The sequence below is a fragment of the Pseudomonas sp. HP_14 genome (assembly GCF_055283875.1).
Genome location: NZ_JBTOQI010000045.1, coordinates 90028 through 106525, shown reverse-complemented (window position 1 = coordinate 106525; position 16498 = coordinate 90028). Strand labels below are relative to the sequence as shown.

The following is a 16498-nucleotide window of genomic DNA, read 5'->3' as shown; positions in this document are numbered from 1 at the left end:
CGTGTACCTGTAGGAGCTGCCGAAGGCTGCGAAAGCAATATTCCTGACACATCGCTTCGCAGCCTTCGGCAGCTCCTACAGGTTCGTATGCTTAGGCTTTTAAAGCTTCGCTTTCACCGCCGCCAGCGCATCTTTGTCATCAATGGTCTTCACGCCATCGAGCCATTTATCCAGCACGGCCGGGTTGGCCTTGATCCAGGTTTTGACTGCAGCGGCATTGGTGACTTTGTTATTGGTGACATCAGCCATGATGCTGTTCTCCATGTCCTGAGTGAACATCAGGTTGGTCAACAGTTTGCCTACGTTCGGGCAAGCCTCGGCGTAGCCTTTGCGGGTCAGGGTATGCACGGTACCGGTGTCGCCGAAGTATTTTTCGCCGCCTTTGAGGTAGTGCATCCCTTTGATCTGCACGTTCATCGGGTGCGGCGTCCAGCCGAGAAACACCACAAACTGGTCTTTTTTCACCCGGCGATTCACTTCAGCCAGCATCGCCTGTTCGCTGGACTCCACCAGCTTCCAGCCTCCCAGGTCGAATTCGTTCTTCTTGATGATCTCCTGAATCGACAGATTGGCTGGGGCGCCGGAGCCGATCCCGTAAACCTTCTTCTCGAACTTGTCGGCGAATTTGTTCAAGTCGGCAAAATCATGCACGCCTGCGTTGTAGACATAATCCGGTACCGCCAGGGTGAACTCGGTACCGTCAAGATTCTTCGCCAGTTGAGTAACATCACCTGTGGCTACAAACTTGTCGTAGAAACCCTGCTGTGCAGGCATCCAGTTACCCAGGAAGACGTCCAGCTTGCCATCCTTGAGGCCGCCGTAAGCGATCGGTACCGCCAATGTGTCTACCTTCGGCTTGTAGCCCATGCCGTCCAGCAGAAAGCTGGCAATCGCATTGGTTGCGGCAATGTCACTCCAGCCCGGATCGGCCATTTTCACTGTGCTGCAACTCTGCTCGGCCGCCTGTACTGCAAGGCTGCTCAACGCCATAACCCCGATCACAAGTGTTTTGGATAACGTCTTCATTAACTTCCCCTAGTTTTTTGATTTTTTGGCAGGGTCAAGGTTGTGGATAACGTGCCTTGCGCTCCAGATCGTCCAGATCAATGTGGTTGCGCATGTACTGCTGACTGGCGTCTACCAGCGGCTGGTGATCCCAACTCTTCAGCTTGCCGAGTGCCAGCGATTCAGCGACGAAGCGCCTTCTGCGCTGGCTGGCGAGCACCTGGTGGTGTATCGCCGGTATATCCCACTTGGCCCGTGCTTCAGCCAGGAATTCATTGAACAGTTGCTGGTGAGTGTCCGACTGGCTCAGCTCTTCCAGCTCCTGTGGATCGTTATGGACATCGAATAGCAGGCATGGGTCCTGCTCCGAGTAAATGAATTTGTACGCGCCGCGCCGGATCATCATCAGCGGGCTGTTAGTGCCCTCGGCCATGTACTCACCGAACACCTCATCGTGTCCATCCTCACCCAGCAAGTGCGGGATCAGCGACTGACCGTCCAGTGGCAGGCCATCCGCCAGCTCGCCTTCTGCCATCGCGACAAAAGTCGGCAGTAGGTCCGCTGTCGAAACCGCAGCAGCAACCCGACCGGCTTTGTACTGGCCTGGTGCATAAACCAGTAGCGGTACACGGGCAGCCATCTCGAACCAGTGCATTTTGTACCAGAGGCCCCGCTCGCCTAGCATGTCGCCGTGGTCGCCAGAGAACACCACGATGGTGTCCTCGGCCAGGCCGATGTCTTCCAGCGTCTGCATCAGCTTGCCAACGTTATTGTCGATGTAGCTGCAAGCGCCGAAGTACGCGCGCCGTGCATCGCGGATTTTCTCCTCGGGTAACGGCTTGTCCCAGAGATCATAGACTTTCATGAGGCGTTGGGAATGCGGATCCTGATCGGCCTGCTCCGGCTGATGACGAGGCATCGGGATTTCATCATCGCTGTACAGATCCCAGAACGGTTTCGGGATCGTGTACGGATCGTGCGGGTGGGTCATGGATACCGTCAGGCAGAACGGTTGATCGCCGTCGTTGCGCACGTGATCGAACAGATATTGCTGGGCTTTGAAGACCACTTCTTCATCGAAGTCCAGCTGGTTGGTGCGCACGCATGGGCCCGCTTGAAGCACCGATGCCATGTTGTGATACCAGGTCGGACGCACATCTGGCGCGTCCCAATTGACGGACCAGCCATAGTCGGCGGGGTAGATATCACTGGTCAGGCGTTCTTCGTAGCCATGCAACTGGTCAGGCCCGCAGAAGTGCATCTTGCCCGACAGCGCAGTCTTGTAACCCAGGCGGCGCAGGTAATGAGCGTAAGTCGGGATGTCGGCGGGAAACTCTGCGGCGTTGTCATAGGCGCCTATCTTGCTGGGCAATTGACCACTCACCAGCGTGAAGCGCGACGGCGCGCACAGTGGACTGTTGCAGTAGGCAGCATCGAAAACCACGCCTTCAGCGGCGAGGCGGCTCAAATGAGGCATCTTGATGGGAGATGAGGCGTAGAACGGCAACATCGGCGCGGCCATTTGATCGGCCATGATGAAAAGAATATTTTTGCGCTTCATGTATTTCGCGGCATCCCATAGTGAATATTTATGCGAAAGTGCTGCGATTGAGGATGGGACCCATGCATGCTGTGGTAAAGCCCATGCAAGGCAATGCCTAGGATAAGTACAGCTTATGTTTGAAGCGCTTGGTGAGATGTCGCTGGATCTGTTGCGTGCGTTCGAGGCTGCGGCGCGTTTGCGCAGTTTCACGGCGGCAGCGATTGAGCTGGGTACCACTCAGCCCGCCGTCAGTCAGCAGATCAAGCGCCTTGAGGAGCAACTGGCGACACGGTTATTCGACCGGATTTACCGTGGCATTGAGCTGACGGACGCCGGCGAAATTCTGTTCAACCACGTGCAGTCCGGCCTGCAGTCGATGGACGCGGGGTTGATCACCATCACTCATCAGCACCAGCATGAAGTACTGCAGGTCGCTACAGACTTCGCTTTTGCTGCTTATTGGCTGATGCCACGTCTTCATCGCTTTCACGAGGCCAATCCTGATGTGGATGTCAGCCTGGTGACCAGTGAGCGCAGCCACAGCATGCTGCGTGCCGATATCGATGTTGCGGTGTTGTTCGGTGATGGGCGTTTCAAGCAGGGGGAAAGCCGCTGGTTGTTCAGCGAAGAGGTTTTCCCCGTATGCAGCCCGCAATTGTTGGCCGGACGCGAGCCACCGTTATCCACTGATGTACTGCGCGAATTCCCGCTGCTGCACTTGCGTGGTGAAGGCAGCGCTAACTGGTTTGACTGGGGCGGCGTGTTCAGAGCGCTGAATATTCCTCAGGCCCCTGCTCCCGGCCAGTTGCGCTTCGACAACTACACCTTGCTGATTCAGGCAGCCATTGCGGGCCAGGGCGTGGCCATCGGCTGGCGTCACCTGGTGGATGCGCTCCTCGATCAAGGCCTGCTCTGCCGCCCTATCGCAGCGACTGCTGTTTCCGGTTATGGCTATTACGTGGTTCTGCCGCAACGCAAACGGCGGGTGCAGATCGTTCAGCAGTTTGTGGATTGGCTGGCGAGTGAACAGGCGCAGAGTGGCGATGGGCTCGCGGGCAGGCCGTTGCCATCGATTGCGGTATAGGCAAGTTGTCCAGGTGTCCCTGACACCACGTTGTCGCGAAGCAAACACGGACCCTGTAGGAGAGAGCTTGCTCGCGATAGCGTCAGCCCAGACGGTAACTTCTCAACATGTCTACCTTTATCGCGAGCAAGCTCACTCCTACAGAGATTGAATTAAATGTTAGCCAAGGGAGCACTTACGCATATGTCAGAGATTCAGGGCTATCACGCCCATGTTTACTTCGATGCTGACACCATCGAGCAAGCGCGGGCCTTGTGTGAGGCGGCGGTCGAGAAGTTTGGCTTGGCGATGGGCAGGGTTCACGAGCGGCCGGTTGGCCCGCATACCGACTGGAGTTGCCAGTTGGCATTTGATCATCAGCAGTTTGCCGATGTGATGCTTTGGCTGGCGCTTAATCGTAACGGTCTGGTGGTGTTCACCCACCTGTTGACCGGCGATGAGCTGGCGGATCATACCGAGCATGCGATCTGGATGGGGGCTGTACGGCCTTTGAATGTGGGGATGTTCAGGCGCTAATTCGAAATAAATCAGAACCTGTGGCTCTGACACCGCGCTGTCGTGCAGTAGACATTGGATCTGTAGGAGCGAGCTTGCTCGCGATGGCGTTAGTTCAGGCGATCAATTCGTCGGCCAAGAGACCCAATCGCGAGCAAGCTCACTCCTACAGTCAGGGTTTTTGTTAATTCAAAACGCCATCCAGAATCGCGTAAACAATCCCGGTACCGACAGCGATCAGCACCACGTCAGTGCCCATACGGCGCCATTCGTAGCCGTCATAACGTGGCAGGTGTTGTAGCGAGCGAGCGTCCAGACGCTTGCCGTAGCCGGGTGGTAACGGACGGCCTTTGACGACATAAATATTCGGCGGTAGCGGCTGACCACGGCCGATCACATCGCGGTGCTGCTGGATGGTGTTACGCACACCGTCAAAATTTTCAGGTGGGCGGTTGCCGCCGCGATTGTCCTGATGCGCTTGTTGCGGGCGATTTCCATTGCCGCGGCCTTGGCCCTGGTTGCCCTGGTCGTGATCCCCTTTGCTCTGTGGGCCTGGACCTTGTTGCTGACCTTGACGGTTATCGTCAGGGCCACCGCGCTGATCTTGCGGCGCTGCTTGCAACAGCGGACTGGCGCTGATCATCAAGATACCCAGCCCGGCAATCAAACGGTTTGGCAGTTTCATGTGTTGCTCCTGAAAAATTCAATGCAGCAAAAAGGGGTTCAAGGCATCAGCCTTGAACCCCCTTGCCTGACTACTTAGTACAGGCGTTTGCGCTTTGATTCCTCTGTATCAGGAACTTTACCTTCAGCTCACACGAGCTTTACGTACGCCTTCGGCCAAGGCTGCACACAGGCTCAGCACGTCGTCGACGCCCTGCTCTGGCGAGGCGGCATTGGCGATCTTGTCCACCAGTGCCGAACCGACTACTACGCCGTCCGCGAGGCGAGCGATGGCGGCTGCCTGCTCCGGTGTACGGATACCGAAGCCGACACAGATTGGCAGGCTGGTATGACGATGCAGACGCTCGATCGCACCTTCGACGTGTTCTGTTGTTGCCGAGCCAGCGCCTGTCACGCCCGCAACCGACACGTAGTACACGAAGCCGGAACTGCGCTCAAGAACACGCGGCAGACGCGCATCGTCGGTGGTCGGTGTGGTCAGGCGGATGAAGTCGATACCCGAGGCCTGGGCAGGCGTCGCCAGCTCGGCGTCATGCTCCGGCGGCAAGTCGACGATGATCAAACCATCGACGCCTGCTTCGCTGGCAGCGGCGACGAATTTCTCAACACCAAAACGATGGATCGGGTTGTAGTAACCCATCAGCACGATCGGCGTGGTCTGATCGTCGACGCGGAACTCGCTGACCATCTGCAGGGTTTTCAGCAGCGTCTGACCGGCGTCCAGAGCGCGCAGTGTCGCCAGCTGGATGGCTACACCGTCAGCCATCGGGTCGGTGAACGGCATGCCGAGTTCGATCACGTCTGCACCGGCTGCGGGCAGGCCCTTGAGGACTTTCAGCGATGCGTCATAGCCAGGGTCGCCGGCGGTGATGAACGTCACCAGTGCCGCGCGACCTTCGGTTTTCAGCTGGGCGAAACGTTGTTCGAGGCGGCTCATACCAGCTTCTCCTGATTCTGTTCGGCGGCGGCCATGTGGTTCATGACGGTTTGCATGTCTTTGTCGCCACGACCCGACAGGCACACCACCATCAAGTGGTCGTCGCGCAGGTTGGTCGCACGCTTCATGGCTTCGGCCAGGGCGTGAGCGGTTTCCAGCGCGGGGATGATGCCTTCAAGCAAGCAGCAGTGGTGGAAGGCTTCCAGCGCTTCTTCGTCGGTGATGCTGACGTATTCAACGCGTTTCACTTCGTGCAGGTAAGCGTGCTCCGGGCCAATGCCCGGGTAGTCCAGTCCGGCGGAAATCGAGTGCGCGTCAGTGATCTGGCCGTCGTTGTCCTGCAGCAAGTAAGTGCGGTTGCCGTGCAGTACGCCTGGCACACCACCGTTGAGGCTGGCGGCATGTTTGTCGGTATCCACGCCATGGCCACCGGCTTCGACGCCAACGATTTCCACGCTGCTGTCATCCAGGAACGGGTGGAACAGGCCCATGGCGTTGGAACCGCCGCCGACGCAAGCGATCAGGCTGTCTGGCAGACGACCTTCTTTTTCCTGCATCTGAACCTTGGTTTCCTTGCCGATAATCGACTGGAAGTCACGGACCATCGCTGGGTATGGATGCGGGCCTGCTACGGTGCCGATCAGGTAGAAGGTGTCATCGACGTTGGTGACCCAGTCACGCAGTGCTTCGTTCATCGCGTCTTTAAGGGTGCCGGTGCCGGAGGTCACGGGCACGATTTCGGCACCCAGCAACTTCATGCGAAATACGTTGGCTTGCTGACGCTCGATGTCGGTAGCGCCCATGTAGATCACGCATGGCAGGCCAAAACGTGCTGCAACAGTGGCCGTGGCCACGCCGTGCATGCCCGCGCCGGTTTCAGCGATCAGGCGCTTTTTGCCCATGCGCTTGGCCAGCAGAACCTGGCCGATACAGTTATTGATCTTGTGCGCGCCGGTGTGATTAAGCTCTTCGCGCTTGAAGTAAATCTTCGCGCCGCCGCAGAACTCGGTCAGGCGCTCAGCGAAGTACAGTGGGTTCGGGCGACCGATGTAATCACGCTGGAAATAGGCGAGTTGTTCGACGAATTCCGGGTCGGCTTTCGCCGCTTCGTACTCGCGGTTCAAGTCGAGTACCAATGGCATCAGGGTTTCGGCAACGTAACGGCCGCCGAACGAACCGAACAGGCCATTGGCATCTGGGCCATTACTGAAGTTGGTCTGGGTCATGTGACCTCCAGGGTCGAAAAGCGAATGAGTGAGCCGGATCGGCAATGAACACACTTTAACCAGCGCCAACCCTTCTGAAAACCGATAAGATCTCGGCAACCTGTCAGGAAAACTCACAGATATCATGAGCCGGGACCTTCCTCCGTTAAACGCATTGCGGGCCTTTGAAGCTACTGCGCGCTTGAACAGCGTCAGTCAGGCGGCTGAACAGCTGCACGTTACACACGGTGCCGTGAGTCGGCAGTTGAAAGTGCTTGAAGAACACTTGGGCGTCGCCTTGTTCGTCAAGGACGGCCGTGGCCTTAAACTCACAGATGCGGGTATTCGCATGCGAGACGCCAGCGGCGACGCGTTTGACCGTCTGCGCACGGTGTGTGCCGAGCTTAGCCAGGGTAATGCAGACGCCCCGTTTGTATTGGGCTGTTCCGGGAGCCTGCTGGCGCGCTGGTTTATTCCACGCCTGGGCCGATTGAATGCGGACCTGCCGGATCTGCGATTGCACTTGTCAGCGGGTGAAGGCGATCTGGATCCGCGTCGCCCCGGGCTGGACGCGTTGCTGGTGTTCGCCGAGCCGCCGTGGCCTGCGGACATGCAGGTGTTCGAGTTGGCGAGTGAGCGGATTGGTCCGGTGTTAAGTCCGCACTTCGCCCGTTATGCTCAGTTGCAGCAAGCTCCGCTGCACGAGTTACTCAACGAAACCCTTCTGCAAACCACTTCGCGACCGCAAGCCTGGCCCAGTTGGGCACAACAAAACGGCATCGACCCCAAGGCGCTGCAATATGGGCAGGGTTTTGAGCATTTGTATTATTTGCTGGAGGCGGCCGTGGCTGGCCTTGGTGTTGCGATTGCACCCGAGCCGCTGGTGGCAGATGACTTGCGGGCTGGTCGCCTGGTTGCGCCATGGGGCTTCAGCGAAACCCCGGCGCAACTGGCGTTGTGGGTTCCCAAACGTGCCGCTGACGGGCGCGCTCAATCATTGGCCAAGTGGCTAAAGAACGAGCTGAAACGTTCGGGACGACCCTGAGCGGTTTGATCAGTTACCGCGTTTGCACAGCAGGTAAGCAGCCAGCAGGCCGACGGCACCAACTGCAACGCCAGCGGTGGTCCATGGGTGCTCTTGCGCGTAGTCGCGGGTAGCAACGCTGGTTTCACGGGTTTTGACTTTGACGTCTTCGTAGACATCGCTCAGCAGGCTGCGCGAGTGGCTCAGCGCGCTTTCAGCGTTGGCTTTCAAATTTTTGAGAGTCCTGCGTGATTCGTCCGAAGCATCGGATTTCAGGCTTTCCAGCGATTTCAGCAGACTTTCGATTTCCGCTTCCATGCTTTGAAGCGAGGCTTTACGTAGTGAAGTGCTAGCCATGATGTTTCTCCTGCAATGGTGAGTGGCGTGTGTTGTTTCCGACTACAGGCTTTTCAGAAAGTGCGTTTGTTTTTCGCAAAGTTGTGTTTTCACAAAGTGCTGAACTTTTAGGCCGCTTTTCCCCACAGAGGTAAGGAGCGAAGTGACTGCTACGCTCGTAAAGACCTTTAGGAGAACTGCCATGACTGATCATCACACGTACAAGAAGATCGAGCTGGTTGGCTCGTCTACCACCACTATCGAAGACGCGATCAATAATGCCTTGGCCGAAGCCAGTAAAAGCATCAAGCATCTTGAATGGTTTGAAGTCGCGGAGACCCGTGGCCACATTGAAGATGGCAAGGTTGCGCACTATCAGGTGACTCTGAAAGTGGGCTTTCGAATTGCCAATAGCTGACCATTGCTGAACTTTCGCACTGGCTGAATGCCATATCCTCCGCTACACAGATAGAGCCCGCTGCGGCGAACAATCGTCGGCGTGGTTAATTCTTTCAGGTTATCTGCTGTGCTGATGACCTGTTTTGGCCTGACGAAGGAGTTTGACCAATGAAGAAGTTTCTATTGGCGGTAGGTTTGCTGAGCATCGCCGGGACCACCTTGGCGGCTGGCAAGCCGTGCGAAGAGTTGAAGGCGGAAATTGACGCAAAGATCCAGGCTAAAGGCGCTTCGTCCTACACGCTTGAAGTCGTCGATAAAGGCAGCGTGACCGACAAGACCGTTGTCGGCAGCTGTGAAGGCGGCACCAAGGAAATCGTGTATCAGCGCGGCTGATCATGTTGCAGATACAAAAAAACCGACTCGTTGAAGTCGGTTTTTTTGTGTCTGCTCAGTTCCGTTGGAGCGAGGCTTGCCCGCGAATTACCCCGTACATATGCCTAGGCAAACCGCGTTATCGTTCTTCGCGGGCAAGCCTCCAACAAGAATCAACCTCGAGCCTCAGCCAGAATTTCATATGAGCGCAACCGGTCTGCATGCTCATACATATCGCAGGTGAAGATCAGTTCATCAGCATCAGTCTGCTCCAGCAAGACATCCAGCCTGGCGCGGATTTTCTCTTTGCTGCCAACCATCGCCAAACCAAGGAAGTCAGCTACGGCGGCCTTCTCGTGAGGCAGCCACAGGCCTTCCATGCTTTTCACAGGTGGTTTCTGCACCAGGCTCTGGCCGCGCATCAGCGAAAGAATGCGTTGATACAGCGACGTCGCCAGATATTCAGCGTGCTCGTCCGTATCGGCCGCCACCAGAGGCACGCCGAGCATTACGTATGGCTTGTCGAGTACCGCCGAAGGTTCGAAGTGATTGCGATAAACCCGAATGGCTTCATGCATGTAACGCGGCGCAAAGTGCGAAGCGAACGCGTAAGGCAAGCCGCGTTGCCCGGCGAGTTGAGCACTGAACAGGCTTGAGCCCAGCAACCAGATCGGTACGTTGGTACCGGTGCCAGGAACGGCGATGACTCGTTGATCGGGCGTGCGTGGGCCGAGATAGGCCATGAGCTCTGCCACATCCTCCGGGAAATCATCGGCGCTGCCAGAGCGCTCGCGGCGCAAGGCGCGAGCGGTCATCTGGTCAGAGCCGGGCGCACGGCCAAGGCCCAGATCGATGCGACCCGGATACAGGCTTGCCAAGGTGCCGAACTGCTCGGCAATCACCAGTGGAGCGTGGTTAGGCAGCATCACACCACCCGCTCCCACGCGAATCGTCGAAGTGCCGCCCGCCAGGTAGCCAAGCAGCACAGAGGTCGCAGAGCTGGCGATGCCATCCATATTGTGGTGTTCGGCCACCCAGAAACGGTTGTAGCCCAGTTTCTCGACGTGTTGTGCCAGATTCAGGGAGTTGCGCAGCGATTCTGCAGGGCCCTTGTCGTGGCGTACGGGAACCAGATCAAGCGTAGAAATCTTCACATCAGCTAAACGTTTCATAGGTCGTCAACGATCCTCGAAAGTGTTTTGCAGGCTTGGTACATGACCCGTCAGATGAAGAAAACGCTGATGACCGAAACCCACGGTTGTTAAAGAGGATAAGGGCATATGCTTCAGATTCAATCCCTAAAGTAGAAAAATGCTACTTTATTTTCGGATCTTTCCTTCCGTTGAACTTTCCAGAGCGAGCTATCCTCAGAACCCTTAACCCCGTGCGAAACCGCACTTATCCATGAGGAGACACCATGAGCATTGTCAAAAAAGCATCGGCCCACTGGGAAGGCGACCTTAAGACTGGCATCGGCAGCATCTCCACTGAGACCGGCGTATTGCGTGAAGCGCCATACGGCTTCAAGGCTCGCTTCGAAGGCGGTAAAGGCACCAACCCTGAAGAATTGATCGGCGCAGCGCACGCGGGCTGCTTCTCGATGGCCCTGTCGATGATTCTGGGCGGTGAGAACCTCACTGCAGAAAGCATCGATACCACTGCAGACGTCACTCTGGATCAGGTTGATGGCGGCTTTGCGATTACCGCTGTCCACTTGACGCTGAAAGCCAAAGTGCCGGGTGCGACTCAAGAGCAGTTCGACAAACTGACCGCCGCAGCGAAAGAAGGCTGCCCGGTGTCGAAAGTCTTGAACGCGAAAATCACCCTGGACGCTACGCTGCTTAGCTGATCGGGTCAGGACAGATGATTGACCTGTAGGAGCTGCCGAAGGCTGCGATAGCGGAGTCTCAAGACTATCGCTTTCGCAGCCTTTGGCAGCTCCTACAGTGTTCGGCCCAGGGTCGACCCTCCCTACCCCTCCACATCCAGCATCCATTTGCGACGAACCTTTCGACGATGCCAGGCCGAGTTGTATTGACGGCTTTCGCGCGCCTGAGCAATCAGCTGGCAGCCGCCCTCTTCGGCAGTCCCTAACCTAAACCCACGGCTTGCGCCAATGGCATGCTTATCCGAGCCGTAGAACGCGATCACCCGCACTTCCAGGCTGGAAAAGACCCAGTCCTGCGTCGGTTTGTGGCCTTGCATGGGGATCGCATGAAGCAGCGCCAAACGCTGGATCAGTGACGCAAAGGAACCAATGTGAGTGAAGTCGCCGGTACCCAGCGGTCCTTGGCGGGTGGCGTTGTGCAGGATCAGATCCTGTTCGATCTCGCCTTTGCTTTCCTCACGAATGTCAGTGACATCGCAACACAACTCGCCTTGGTTGGTGTTGAGCACCAGCACGATCTGATTAATGAAGATTGGCTCGGCACTCATATTGCTGATCAGGCATAGCGAGCCAATGCCTTTCCCGGCTCCCCGGTTGATGATGATCCGTGGCCTGCGCTGACGACGGTAATTGTTCAACAGCAATTGTGCGTAAAGCACCCAGACGATAAGCGTACCGATGCTGATCAGGACCGTCAGGGCGTCCTTGTACTGGATAACCCATTGGATGAAAGGTGCGTTCATACATCACTCAGTCAGTTAATCGTCAGGATGTGATGAAGCGCGCACAAAGAAGTTCGACCCGACTGACGAGTGCCGAACTTGCGGATGCTGGCTAATGTCTATGTAGGGCTAGGGCGCAGCGTGAGAATCAGTCTGGCGCGTGTCGTATGCGGGGTATGAAGGAGTTGGGCATGAAACGTTTCGCATTGGCAGTATTGGGTGTCTCGTTGGCCTCTGGTGCCATGGCTGCGCCCAAAGATTGTGAGGAGCTAAAGGCCGAAATCGAAGCCAAGATCCAGGCTAACAATGTCAGCTCCTACACGCTGGAAATCGTCACCAATGACGAGGTTCACGACCAGAACATGGTGGTCGGCAGCTGCGATAACGGCACGCGAAAAATCATTTATCAAAAAAACGACCGCTGATCGTCAGATGCAAGAGACATGGTCTTCCGTTGCCAGGACTTTACGTTGGGCATCCAGCAGTTCGGCGCTCACGTTGTTGGCCAGCGAGCGGACTTCGATCATGTAGCGCTGCCCCGCTGTGAAATTCGGGTAATGCAGTTCTACATAACACGTCAGCTCGGTGTACTCGTCGCCCATCGCTGTAAAGCCGCCGTAGTGGACTTCATAGTCATAGCGAACCTGCAGCCGATGGTTGCCCGGTGATATCTGGAAGTAGCGGCCGTCGTAGGTGGTTTTGCCGTCCACTTTGTCAGCCATGACCAGCTTGCCAGTCAGGGTGCGCATATCGACCCATGCCTGTGCCGGGTCAACGGCTGGCATTGGTCCCGCGCAGCCAGCCAGAGTGGTCAGTGCCAGGAGCATCAGTAAAGGGCGCATAGTCAGTCGGCTCGGCTTCAAGATGGCGATAGTAGTTGCGAAAGGCCGGTGCTGTCCGGCATAACGCGCCATGTGTGTAACTTTAAAGGCTGTCCATGCGGAGTCTCAACGTTTTATGCCTGTGGCGCACTTGGCCTTTTTTGGCGATCTTGTTGCTGGGTGGCTGTTCTAGCCTCAGCTATTACGACCAGTTAGTGCGCGGCCAGTTTCAGTTGTTGCGAGCCCGTGAGCCGGTCGAGGATGTGATTGCGGATCAAACCCGCGATCCGAAACTTCGCCAGCGTTTGGCTCTGTCCCAGCAAGCGCGGACTTTCGCCAGCAGCCAGCTGCATCTACCAGACAATAAAAGCTACCGGCTCTATGCCGACCTTGGTCGTCCTTACGTGGTCTGGAATGTGTTCGCCACGGACGAGTTCTCGCTGGAGCCTGTTACGCATTGCTTCCCTGTCGCGGGCTGTGTCGCCTATCGCGGCTACTACAGCGTTGGCGGTGCGAGGGGCGCAGCGGCATTACAGCGCCAGGAAGGGAAAGACGTATACGTCAGCGGAGTTGAAGCTTATTCCACCCTTGGTTGGTTCAACGACCCGATTCTGAGTTCGATGCTGGGTTGGGGCGATGAACGTCTGGCGACTTTGATCTTTCACGAACTGGCTCATCAGCGTTTCTATGTGAAGGACGACACTGAGTTCAACGAGTCCTACGCTCGCTTCGTCGAGCAGGAAGGCACCCGCCAATGGCGCGTTGCGCGTGGTCTTGATCCGCAGCGGCTAACGCAGTCAAAGCAGCGGGATGAGCTTACCCGCTTGGTGCTGGCTACCCGGGAGCGTTTGAAACAGCTTTATCGACAACCGCTGAGTGTTGAGCTGATGCGCGAGCGCAAGGCTGCGGAATTCGAAAGGCTGCGCAATGACTACCGTGTGCTGCGTGACCAGCAATGGTCGGGCAACAAGCGTTATGACGCCTGGATCAACGCCCCAATGAACAACGCCCGGTTGCTGCCCTTTGGGCTCTATGACCAATGGGTGCCTGCATTTGAAGCGCTGTTCAAAAACGTGAACGGAGACTGGCAGGCGTTTTATGCACAGGTGGAGCGCTTGGGCGCATTGCCGATTGCGCAGCGCAGGGCTGAATTGCAGAGGTTGATGGGCAGGTCTGAGTAAGGTATTTGGCAGCATTGAACCTGTAGGAGCTCACCGAGGTTACGAGGCCAGCGATAGCGGCGTGTCAGACATATCGCCATCGCTGCCTCGCGTTGCTCGTGAGCTCCTACAGGAAATGATGATGTGGGTTGTTACTTCAACCCCGACATCTTCTGGATGGCACCCTTGAGCTCGTCGTCAGAGCAGTCGCCGCAGGTGCCTTTGGGCGGCATGGCGTTGAGACCTGTAATTGCCTTTGCCAGCAGGCCATCAAGACCGCCCTGGTGATCGGCGCGTTCTTTCCAGGCGGCGGCATCACCGATTTTCGGCGCGTTCAACAGCCCAGCGCCGTGGCAGGCATTGCAGTGTTTGGCAATAATGTCGTCGGGGCTTTTGGCCGCTCCGCCGCCAGTGGATGCGACGACTTCCATTCCCGCGCATTCCTTGCCCTGGACACAGACCTGGCCGACCGGCTCCAGCCGCTTGGCGATCTCTTCATGGGTCGCTGCCTGAGCGTTGAACGCCCAAAAAGTTAATGCGGCGGCAACGGCCAGAATCTTATTAGTCAGGTTCACGCTTACACCCTCATGGTGACTATTCACGCTCGCCTGCCACGGTTTAGCAGGCCGCGAAAGTATAGCCCCTCGCCTGAGGTACCGAAACAACCCTTCAATCAGAAAGGTTATTATCCGACGGCTCGGCGTTGAGGGTAGGGTTTGCGCAGGCCCGTATTTACCGGGCCTGTAGCTTAGAAATTGGCCGGGGTGGCTGCGCTGATTAGTCGCGCCGGCACGTCGAACGGGTTACGAAAGCGATGCGGTTTGGTGCTTTCGAAGTAGTAGCTGTCGCCGGCTTCAAGAACGTAAGTGTCCAGCCCGACTACCAGTTCCAGACGGCCTTCAACCAGAATGCCGGTCTCTTCTCCCTCATGAACCAGCATCTCTTCGCCGGTATCGGCACCGGGTGGGTAGATCTCGTTGAGGAACGCGATGGAGCGGCTCGGATGAGCTTTGCCCACCAGTTTCATGGTCACTGCGCCGTCCGAGATATCGATCAGCTCGCTGGCTTTGTAGACCACTTGAGTCGGGTTCTGCTGCTCGAGCTCTTCGGAGAAGAACTCCACCATGGACATGGGAATCCCGCCGAGCACTTTGCGCAGTGAACTGATCGAAGGGCTTACGCTGTTTTTTTCGATCATGGAGATGGTGCTGTTGGTCACGCCTGCTCGTTTGGCAAGCTCGCGCTGGGACAGGCCCTTGAGTTTACGAATGGATTGCAGTCGTTCACCGACGTCCAATGCGGCAGTCCTCCTAGATGGGTCAGGCAAGGTCGAGTTGAGCGCCATCATGGCAATAGCGTTCAGTATTTACAACACTTGGACCGGTTAGGAAATGTCCAGAGGACTGGCTGGTAAGTGCCGCGCTGTCGCGCAGCAAGCGTGGGCCCTGTAGGAGTGAGCTTGCTCGCGATAACGGTAGACCTTTTGAGGCATTACTGTCTGACCTGCCGCTATCGCTGCCTCGCGGTGCTCACTCGTGAGGGCCTACAGAAAAAGCACCTCGGCGCATAGGGTTACTTTAGTTCTGATAAACCCTGGGCACCCGGCGCAGGTTGCAGAAAATGCGGTACGGAATAGTCCCTGCGCGGGTTGCTACATCGCTGGCCAGGACATTCTTGCCCCACAGCTCGACCTTGCTGCCCAGACCGGCATTCGGCAAGTGGCTGAGGTCGACGCAAAGCATGTCCATCGACACGCGTCCCAGCAGTTGACTCGGCTGACCGTCGATAAGCACCGGTGTACCGGTGGGAGCTTCGCGTGGATAGCCGTCGGCATAACCCATGGCGACCACGCCAACGCGGCTGGCGCGCTCAGTGATGAACGTTGCGCCGTAGCCGACCGGTTCGCCTGCTGGCAAATCGCGGACACAGATGATTTTTGATTCAAGCGTCATGACCGGTTGCAACTGATCGGCAATGGCTTGTGGTCGATCAAACGGTGTCGCGCCGTAGAGCATGATGCCGGGGCGTACCCAATCGCTGGGTACATCTGACCAGCCCATGACTGCCGGGGAGTTGCGCAGGCTGATTTCGGCGGTCATGCCCTGACGGGCAGCTTCGAATACGGCAACCTGTTCTGCGCAGCTTGAACTGTCCAGTTCATCTGCACGTGCGAAGTGGCTCATGAGCACGATCTTCGTCACTTTGCCGCTGGCGTGAAGGCGTTGATAAGCGGCTTGAAAGTCCTGCGGATGCAAGCCGACGCGATGCATGCCTGAATCAAGCTTGAGCCAGACAGTCAGCGGTTTGTGCAGACGGGCCTGTTCGATGGCCTCCAGTTGCCACATCGAATGCACGACGCACCAGAAGTCATGCTCGACGATCAGGTCCAGCTCATCGGCTTCGAAGAAACCTTCTAGCAGCAAAACGGGTGCACGAATACCGGCAGCGCGTAACTCCAGTGCTTCTTCGATGCAGGCCACGGCGAAACCATTGGCCTCAGCCTCAAGTGCCTGGGCAACTTGCACAGCACCATGGCCATAGGCGTCGGCCTTGATCACCGCGAGGGCTTTCGCGCCGGTGGTGTCGCGTGCCAGGCGGTAGTTATGACGCAGGGCTTGAAGATCGATAAGAGCGCGAGCTGGACGCATGGTGAATAGTTCTGATCCTGGGATGGATAGTCTGTAGACGCTGACTTTGTGGGAGCGGTGCTTGGTCTGGGCGGCATTCCGACGATTCAGACGCTGCGGTATGTCAGTCATTACGCGTCATCGTTCATCGCGGGCAAGCACCGCTCCCACAAAAATCCCGCTTCGACAGGATTCT

General features: G+C 57.0%; 20 protein-coding genes. 8 read left to right on the top strand and 12 right to left on the bottom strand.

The window, feature by feature from the left end; genetic code table 11:
• Positions 1 to 99: 99 nt before the first annotated feature.
• Positions 100 to 1026, bottom strand: a complete 927-nt coding sequence (choX, locus tag ACYASS_RS24775) for a choline ABC transporter substrate-binding protein (protein ID WP_463588064.1) — start codon at positions 1024 to 1026, stop codon at positions 100 to 102.
• 34 nt (positions 1027 to 1060) lie between these two features.
• Positions 1061 to 2566, bottom strand: coding sequence for a choline-sulfatase (gene betC, locus ACYASS_RS24770; protein WP_463588063.1), 1506 nt, complete (start codon positions 2564 to 2566; stop codon positions 1061 to 1063).
• A 115-nt stretch (positions 2567 to 2681) separates the two neighbouring features.
• Between betC and ACYASS_RS24765 the strand changes: the two genes are divergently transcribed.
• Both ACYASS_RS24765 and ACYASS_RS24760 read left to right on the top strand, forming a co-directional pair.
• Positions 2682 to 3632 (top strand): choline sulfate utilization transcriptional regulator, encoded by a 951-nt coding sequence (locus tag ACYASS_RS24765; protein WP_463588062.1) that lies wholly within the window; start codon positions 2682 to 2684, stop codon positions 3630 to 3632.
• Between the two features lie 183 nt (positions 3633 to 3815).
• On the top strand, positions 3816 to 4148 hold the full coding sequence (locus ACYASS_RS24760) for a DOPA 4,5-dioxygenase family protein (RefSeq protein ID WP_463588061.1): 333 nt from the start codon (positions 3816 to 3818) through the stop codon (positions 4146 to 4148).
• 163 nt (positions 4149 to 4311) lie between these two features.
• On the opposite strand, the gene ACYASS_RS24755 is transcribed toward ACYASS_RS24760, so the two are convergent.
• The 3 genes from ACYASS_RS24755 to trpB form a co-directional block, all read right to left on the bottom strand.
• Positions 4312 to 4812 (bottom strand): anti-virulence regulator CigR family protein, encoded by a 501-nt coding sequence (locus tag ACYASS_RS24755; RefSeq protein ID WP_463588060.1) that lies wholly within the window; start codon positions 4810 to 4812, stop codon positions 4312 to 4314.
• Between the two features lie 123 nt (positions 4813 to 4935).
• Entirely contained in the window at positions 4936 to 5748 is an 813-nt protein-coding gene (gene trpA / locus ACYASS_RS24750; protein WP_243244647.1) for a tryptophan synthase subunit alpha, read from the bottom strand.
• Positions 5745 to 6974 (bottom strand): tryptophan synthase subunit beta, encoded by a 1230-nt coding sequence (gene trpB / locus ACYASS_RS24745; protein ID WP_243244645.1) that lies wholly within the window; start codon positions 6972 to 6974, stop codon positions 5745 to 5747. The genes trpA and trpB overlap by 4 nt, the downstream gene beginning before the upstream one ends.
• A gap of 124 nt (positions 6975 to 7098) precedes the next feature.
• Here trpB and ACYASS_RS24740 point away from each other — a divergent pair, with 124 nt between their 5' ends.
• Positions 7099 to 7998, top strand: coding sequence for a LysR family transcriptional regulator (locus tag ACYASS_RS24740; RefSeq protein WP_463588059.1), 900 nt, complete (start codon positions 7099 to 7101; stop codon positions 7996 to 7998).
• A 9-nt stretch (positions 7999 to 8007) separates the two neighbouring features.
• On the opposite strand, the gene ACYASS_RS24735 is transcribed toward ACYASS_RS24740, so the two are convergent.
• Complete coding sequence (locus ACYASS_RS24735) at positions 8008 to 8334, bottom strand: ElaB/YgaM/YqjD family protein (RefSeq protein WP_122667219.1); 327 nt, start codon at positions 8332 to 8334, stop codon at positions 8008 to 8010.
• Positions 8335 to 8515: 181 nt separating this feature from the next.
• Between ACYASS_RS24735 and ACYASS_RS24730 the strand changes: the two genes are divergently transcribed.
• Both ACYASS_RS24730 and ACYASS_RS24725 read left to right on the top strand, forming a co-directional pair.
• Complete coding sequence (locus ACYASS_RS24730) at positions 8516 to 8731, top strand: dodecin (RefSeq protein ID WP_087269534.1); 216 nt, start codon at positions 8516 to 8518, stop codon at positions 8729 to 8731.
• 149 nt (positions 8732 to 8880) lie between these two features.
• Complete coding sequence (locus ACYASS_RS24725) at positions 8881 to 9105, top strand: DUF1161 domain-containing protein (protein ID WP_087269537.1); 225 nt, start codon at positions 8881 to 8883, stop codon at positions 9103 to 9105.
• Positions 9106 to 9257: 152 nt separating this feature from the next.
• Here ACYASS_RS24725 and ACYASS_RS24720 read toward each other — a convergent pair whose 3' ends face one another.
• Entirely contained in the window at positions 9258 to 10256 is a 999-nt protein-coding gene (locus ACYASS_RS24720) for an LLM class flavin-dependent oxidoreductase (protein ID WP_243244640.1), read from the bottom strand.
• 245 nt (positions 10257 to 10501) lie between these two features.
• Here ACYASS_RS24720 and ACYASS_RS24715 point away from each other — a divergent pair, with 245 nt between their 5' ends.
• Complete coding sequence (locus tag ACYASS_RS24715) at positions 10502 to 10933, top strand: OsmC family protein (RefSeq protein ID WP_122667221.1); 432 nt, start codon at positions 10502 to 10504, stop codon at positions 10931 to 10933.
• Positions 10934 to 11055: 122 nt separating this feature from the next.
• On the opposite strand, the gene ACYASS_RS24710 is transcribed toward ACYASS_RS24715, so the two are convergent.
• Positions 11056 to 11715, bottom strand: coding sequence for a hypothetical protein (locus ACYASS_RS24710; RefSeq protein WP_463588058.1), 660 nt, complete (start codon positions 11713 to 11715; stop codon positions 11056 to 11058).
• A 170-nt stretch (positions 11716 to 11885) separates the two neighbouring features.
• Between ACYASS_RS24710 and ACYASS_RS24705 the strand changes: the two genes are divergently transcribed.
• The gene (locus ACYASS_RS24705) at positions 11886 to 12119 is read left to right on the top strand and encodes a DUF1161 domain-containing protein (protein ID WP_463588057.1); all 234 of its coding nucleotides are present in this window, start codon (positions 11886 to 11888) and stop codon (positions 12117 to 12119) included.
• A 3-nt stretch (positions 12120 to 12122) separates the two neighbouring features.
• Here the strand turns inward: ACYASS_RS24705 and ACYASS_RS24700 are convergent, their stop codons facing one another.
• A complete protein-coding gene (locus ACYASS_RS24700; RefSeq protein WP_463588056.1) occupies positions 12123 to 12536 on the bottom strand; it encodes a PA0061/PA0062 family lipoprotein in 414 nt (137 codons plus the stop codon).
• Positions 12537 to 12631: 95 nt separating this feature from the next.
• Between ACYASS_RS24700 and ACYASS_RS24695 the strand changes: the two genes are divergently transcribed.
• Complete coding sequence (locus ACYASS_RS24695) at positions 12632 to 13696, top strand: aminopeptidase (RefSeq protein ID WP_463588055.1); 1065 nt, start codon at positions 12632 to 12634, stop codon at positions 13694 to 13696.
• Between the two features lie 131 nt (positions 13697 to 13827).
• Here ACYASS_RS24695 and ACYASS_RS24690 read toward each other — a convergent pair whose 3' ends face one another.
• The 3 genes from ACYASS_RS24690 to alr form a co-directional block, all read right to left on the bottom strand.
• Positions 13828 to 14250 carry a c-type cytochrome gene (locus ACYASS_RS24690; RefSeq protein ID WP_243244636.1) on the bottom strand — a complete coding sequence of 141 codons (423 nt, stop codon included), beginning with the start codon at positions 14248 to 14250 and terminating at the stop codon, positions 13828 to 13830.
• 173 nt (positions 14251 to 14423) lie between these two features.
• Positions 14424 to 14972 (bottom strand): cupin domain-containing protein, encoded by a 549-nt coding sequence (locus ACYASS_RS24685; protein WP_463588054.1) that lies wholly within the window; start codon positions 14970 to 14972, stop codon positions 14424 to 14426.
• Between the two features lie 280 nt (positions 14973 to 15252).
• The gene (gene alr / locus ACYASS_RS24680) at positions 15253 to 16323 is read right to left on the bottom strand and encodes an alanine racemase (protein WP_463588141.1); all 1071 of its coding nucleotides are present in this window, start codon (positions 16321 to 16323) and stop codon (positions 15253 to 15255) included.
• Positions 16324 to 16498 lie beyond the last annotated feature (175 nt).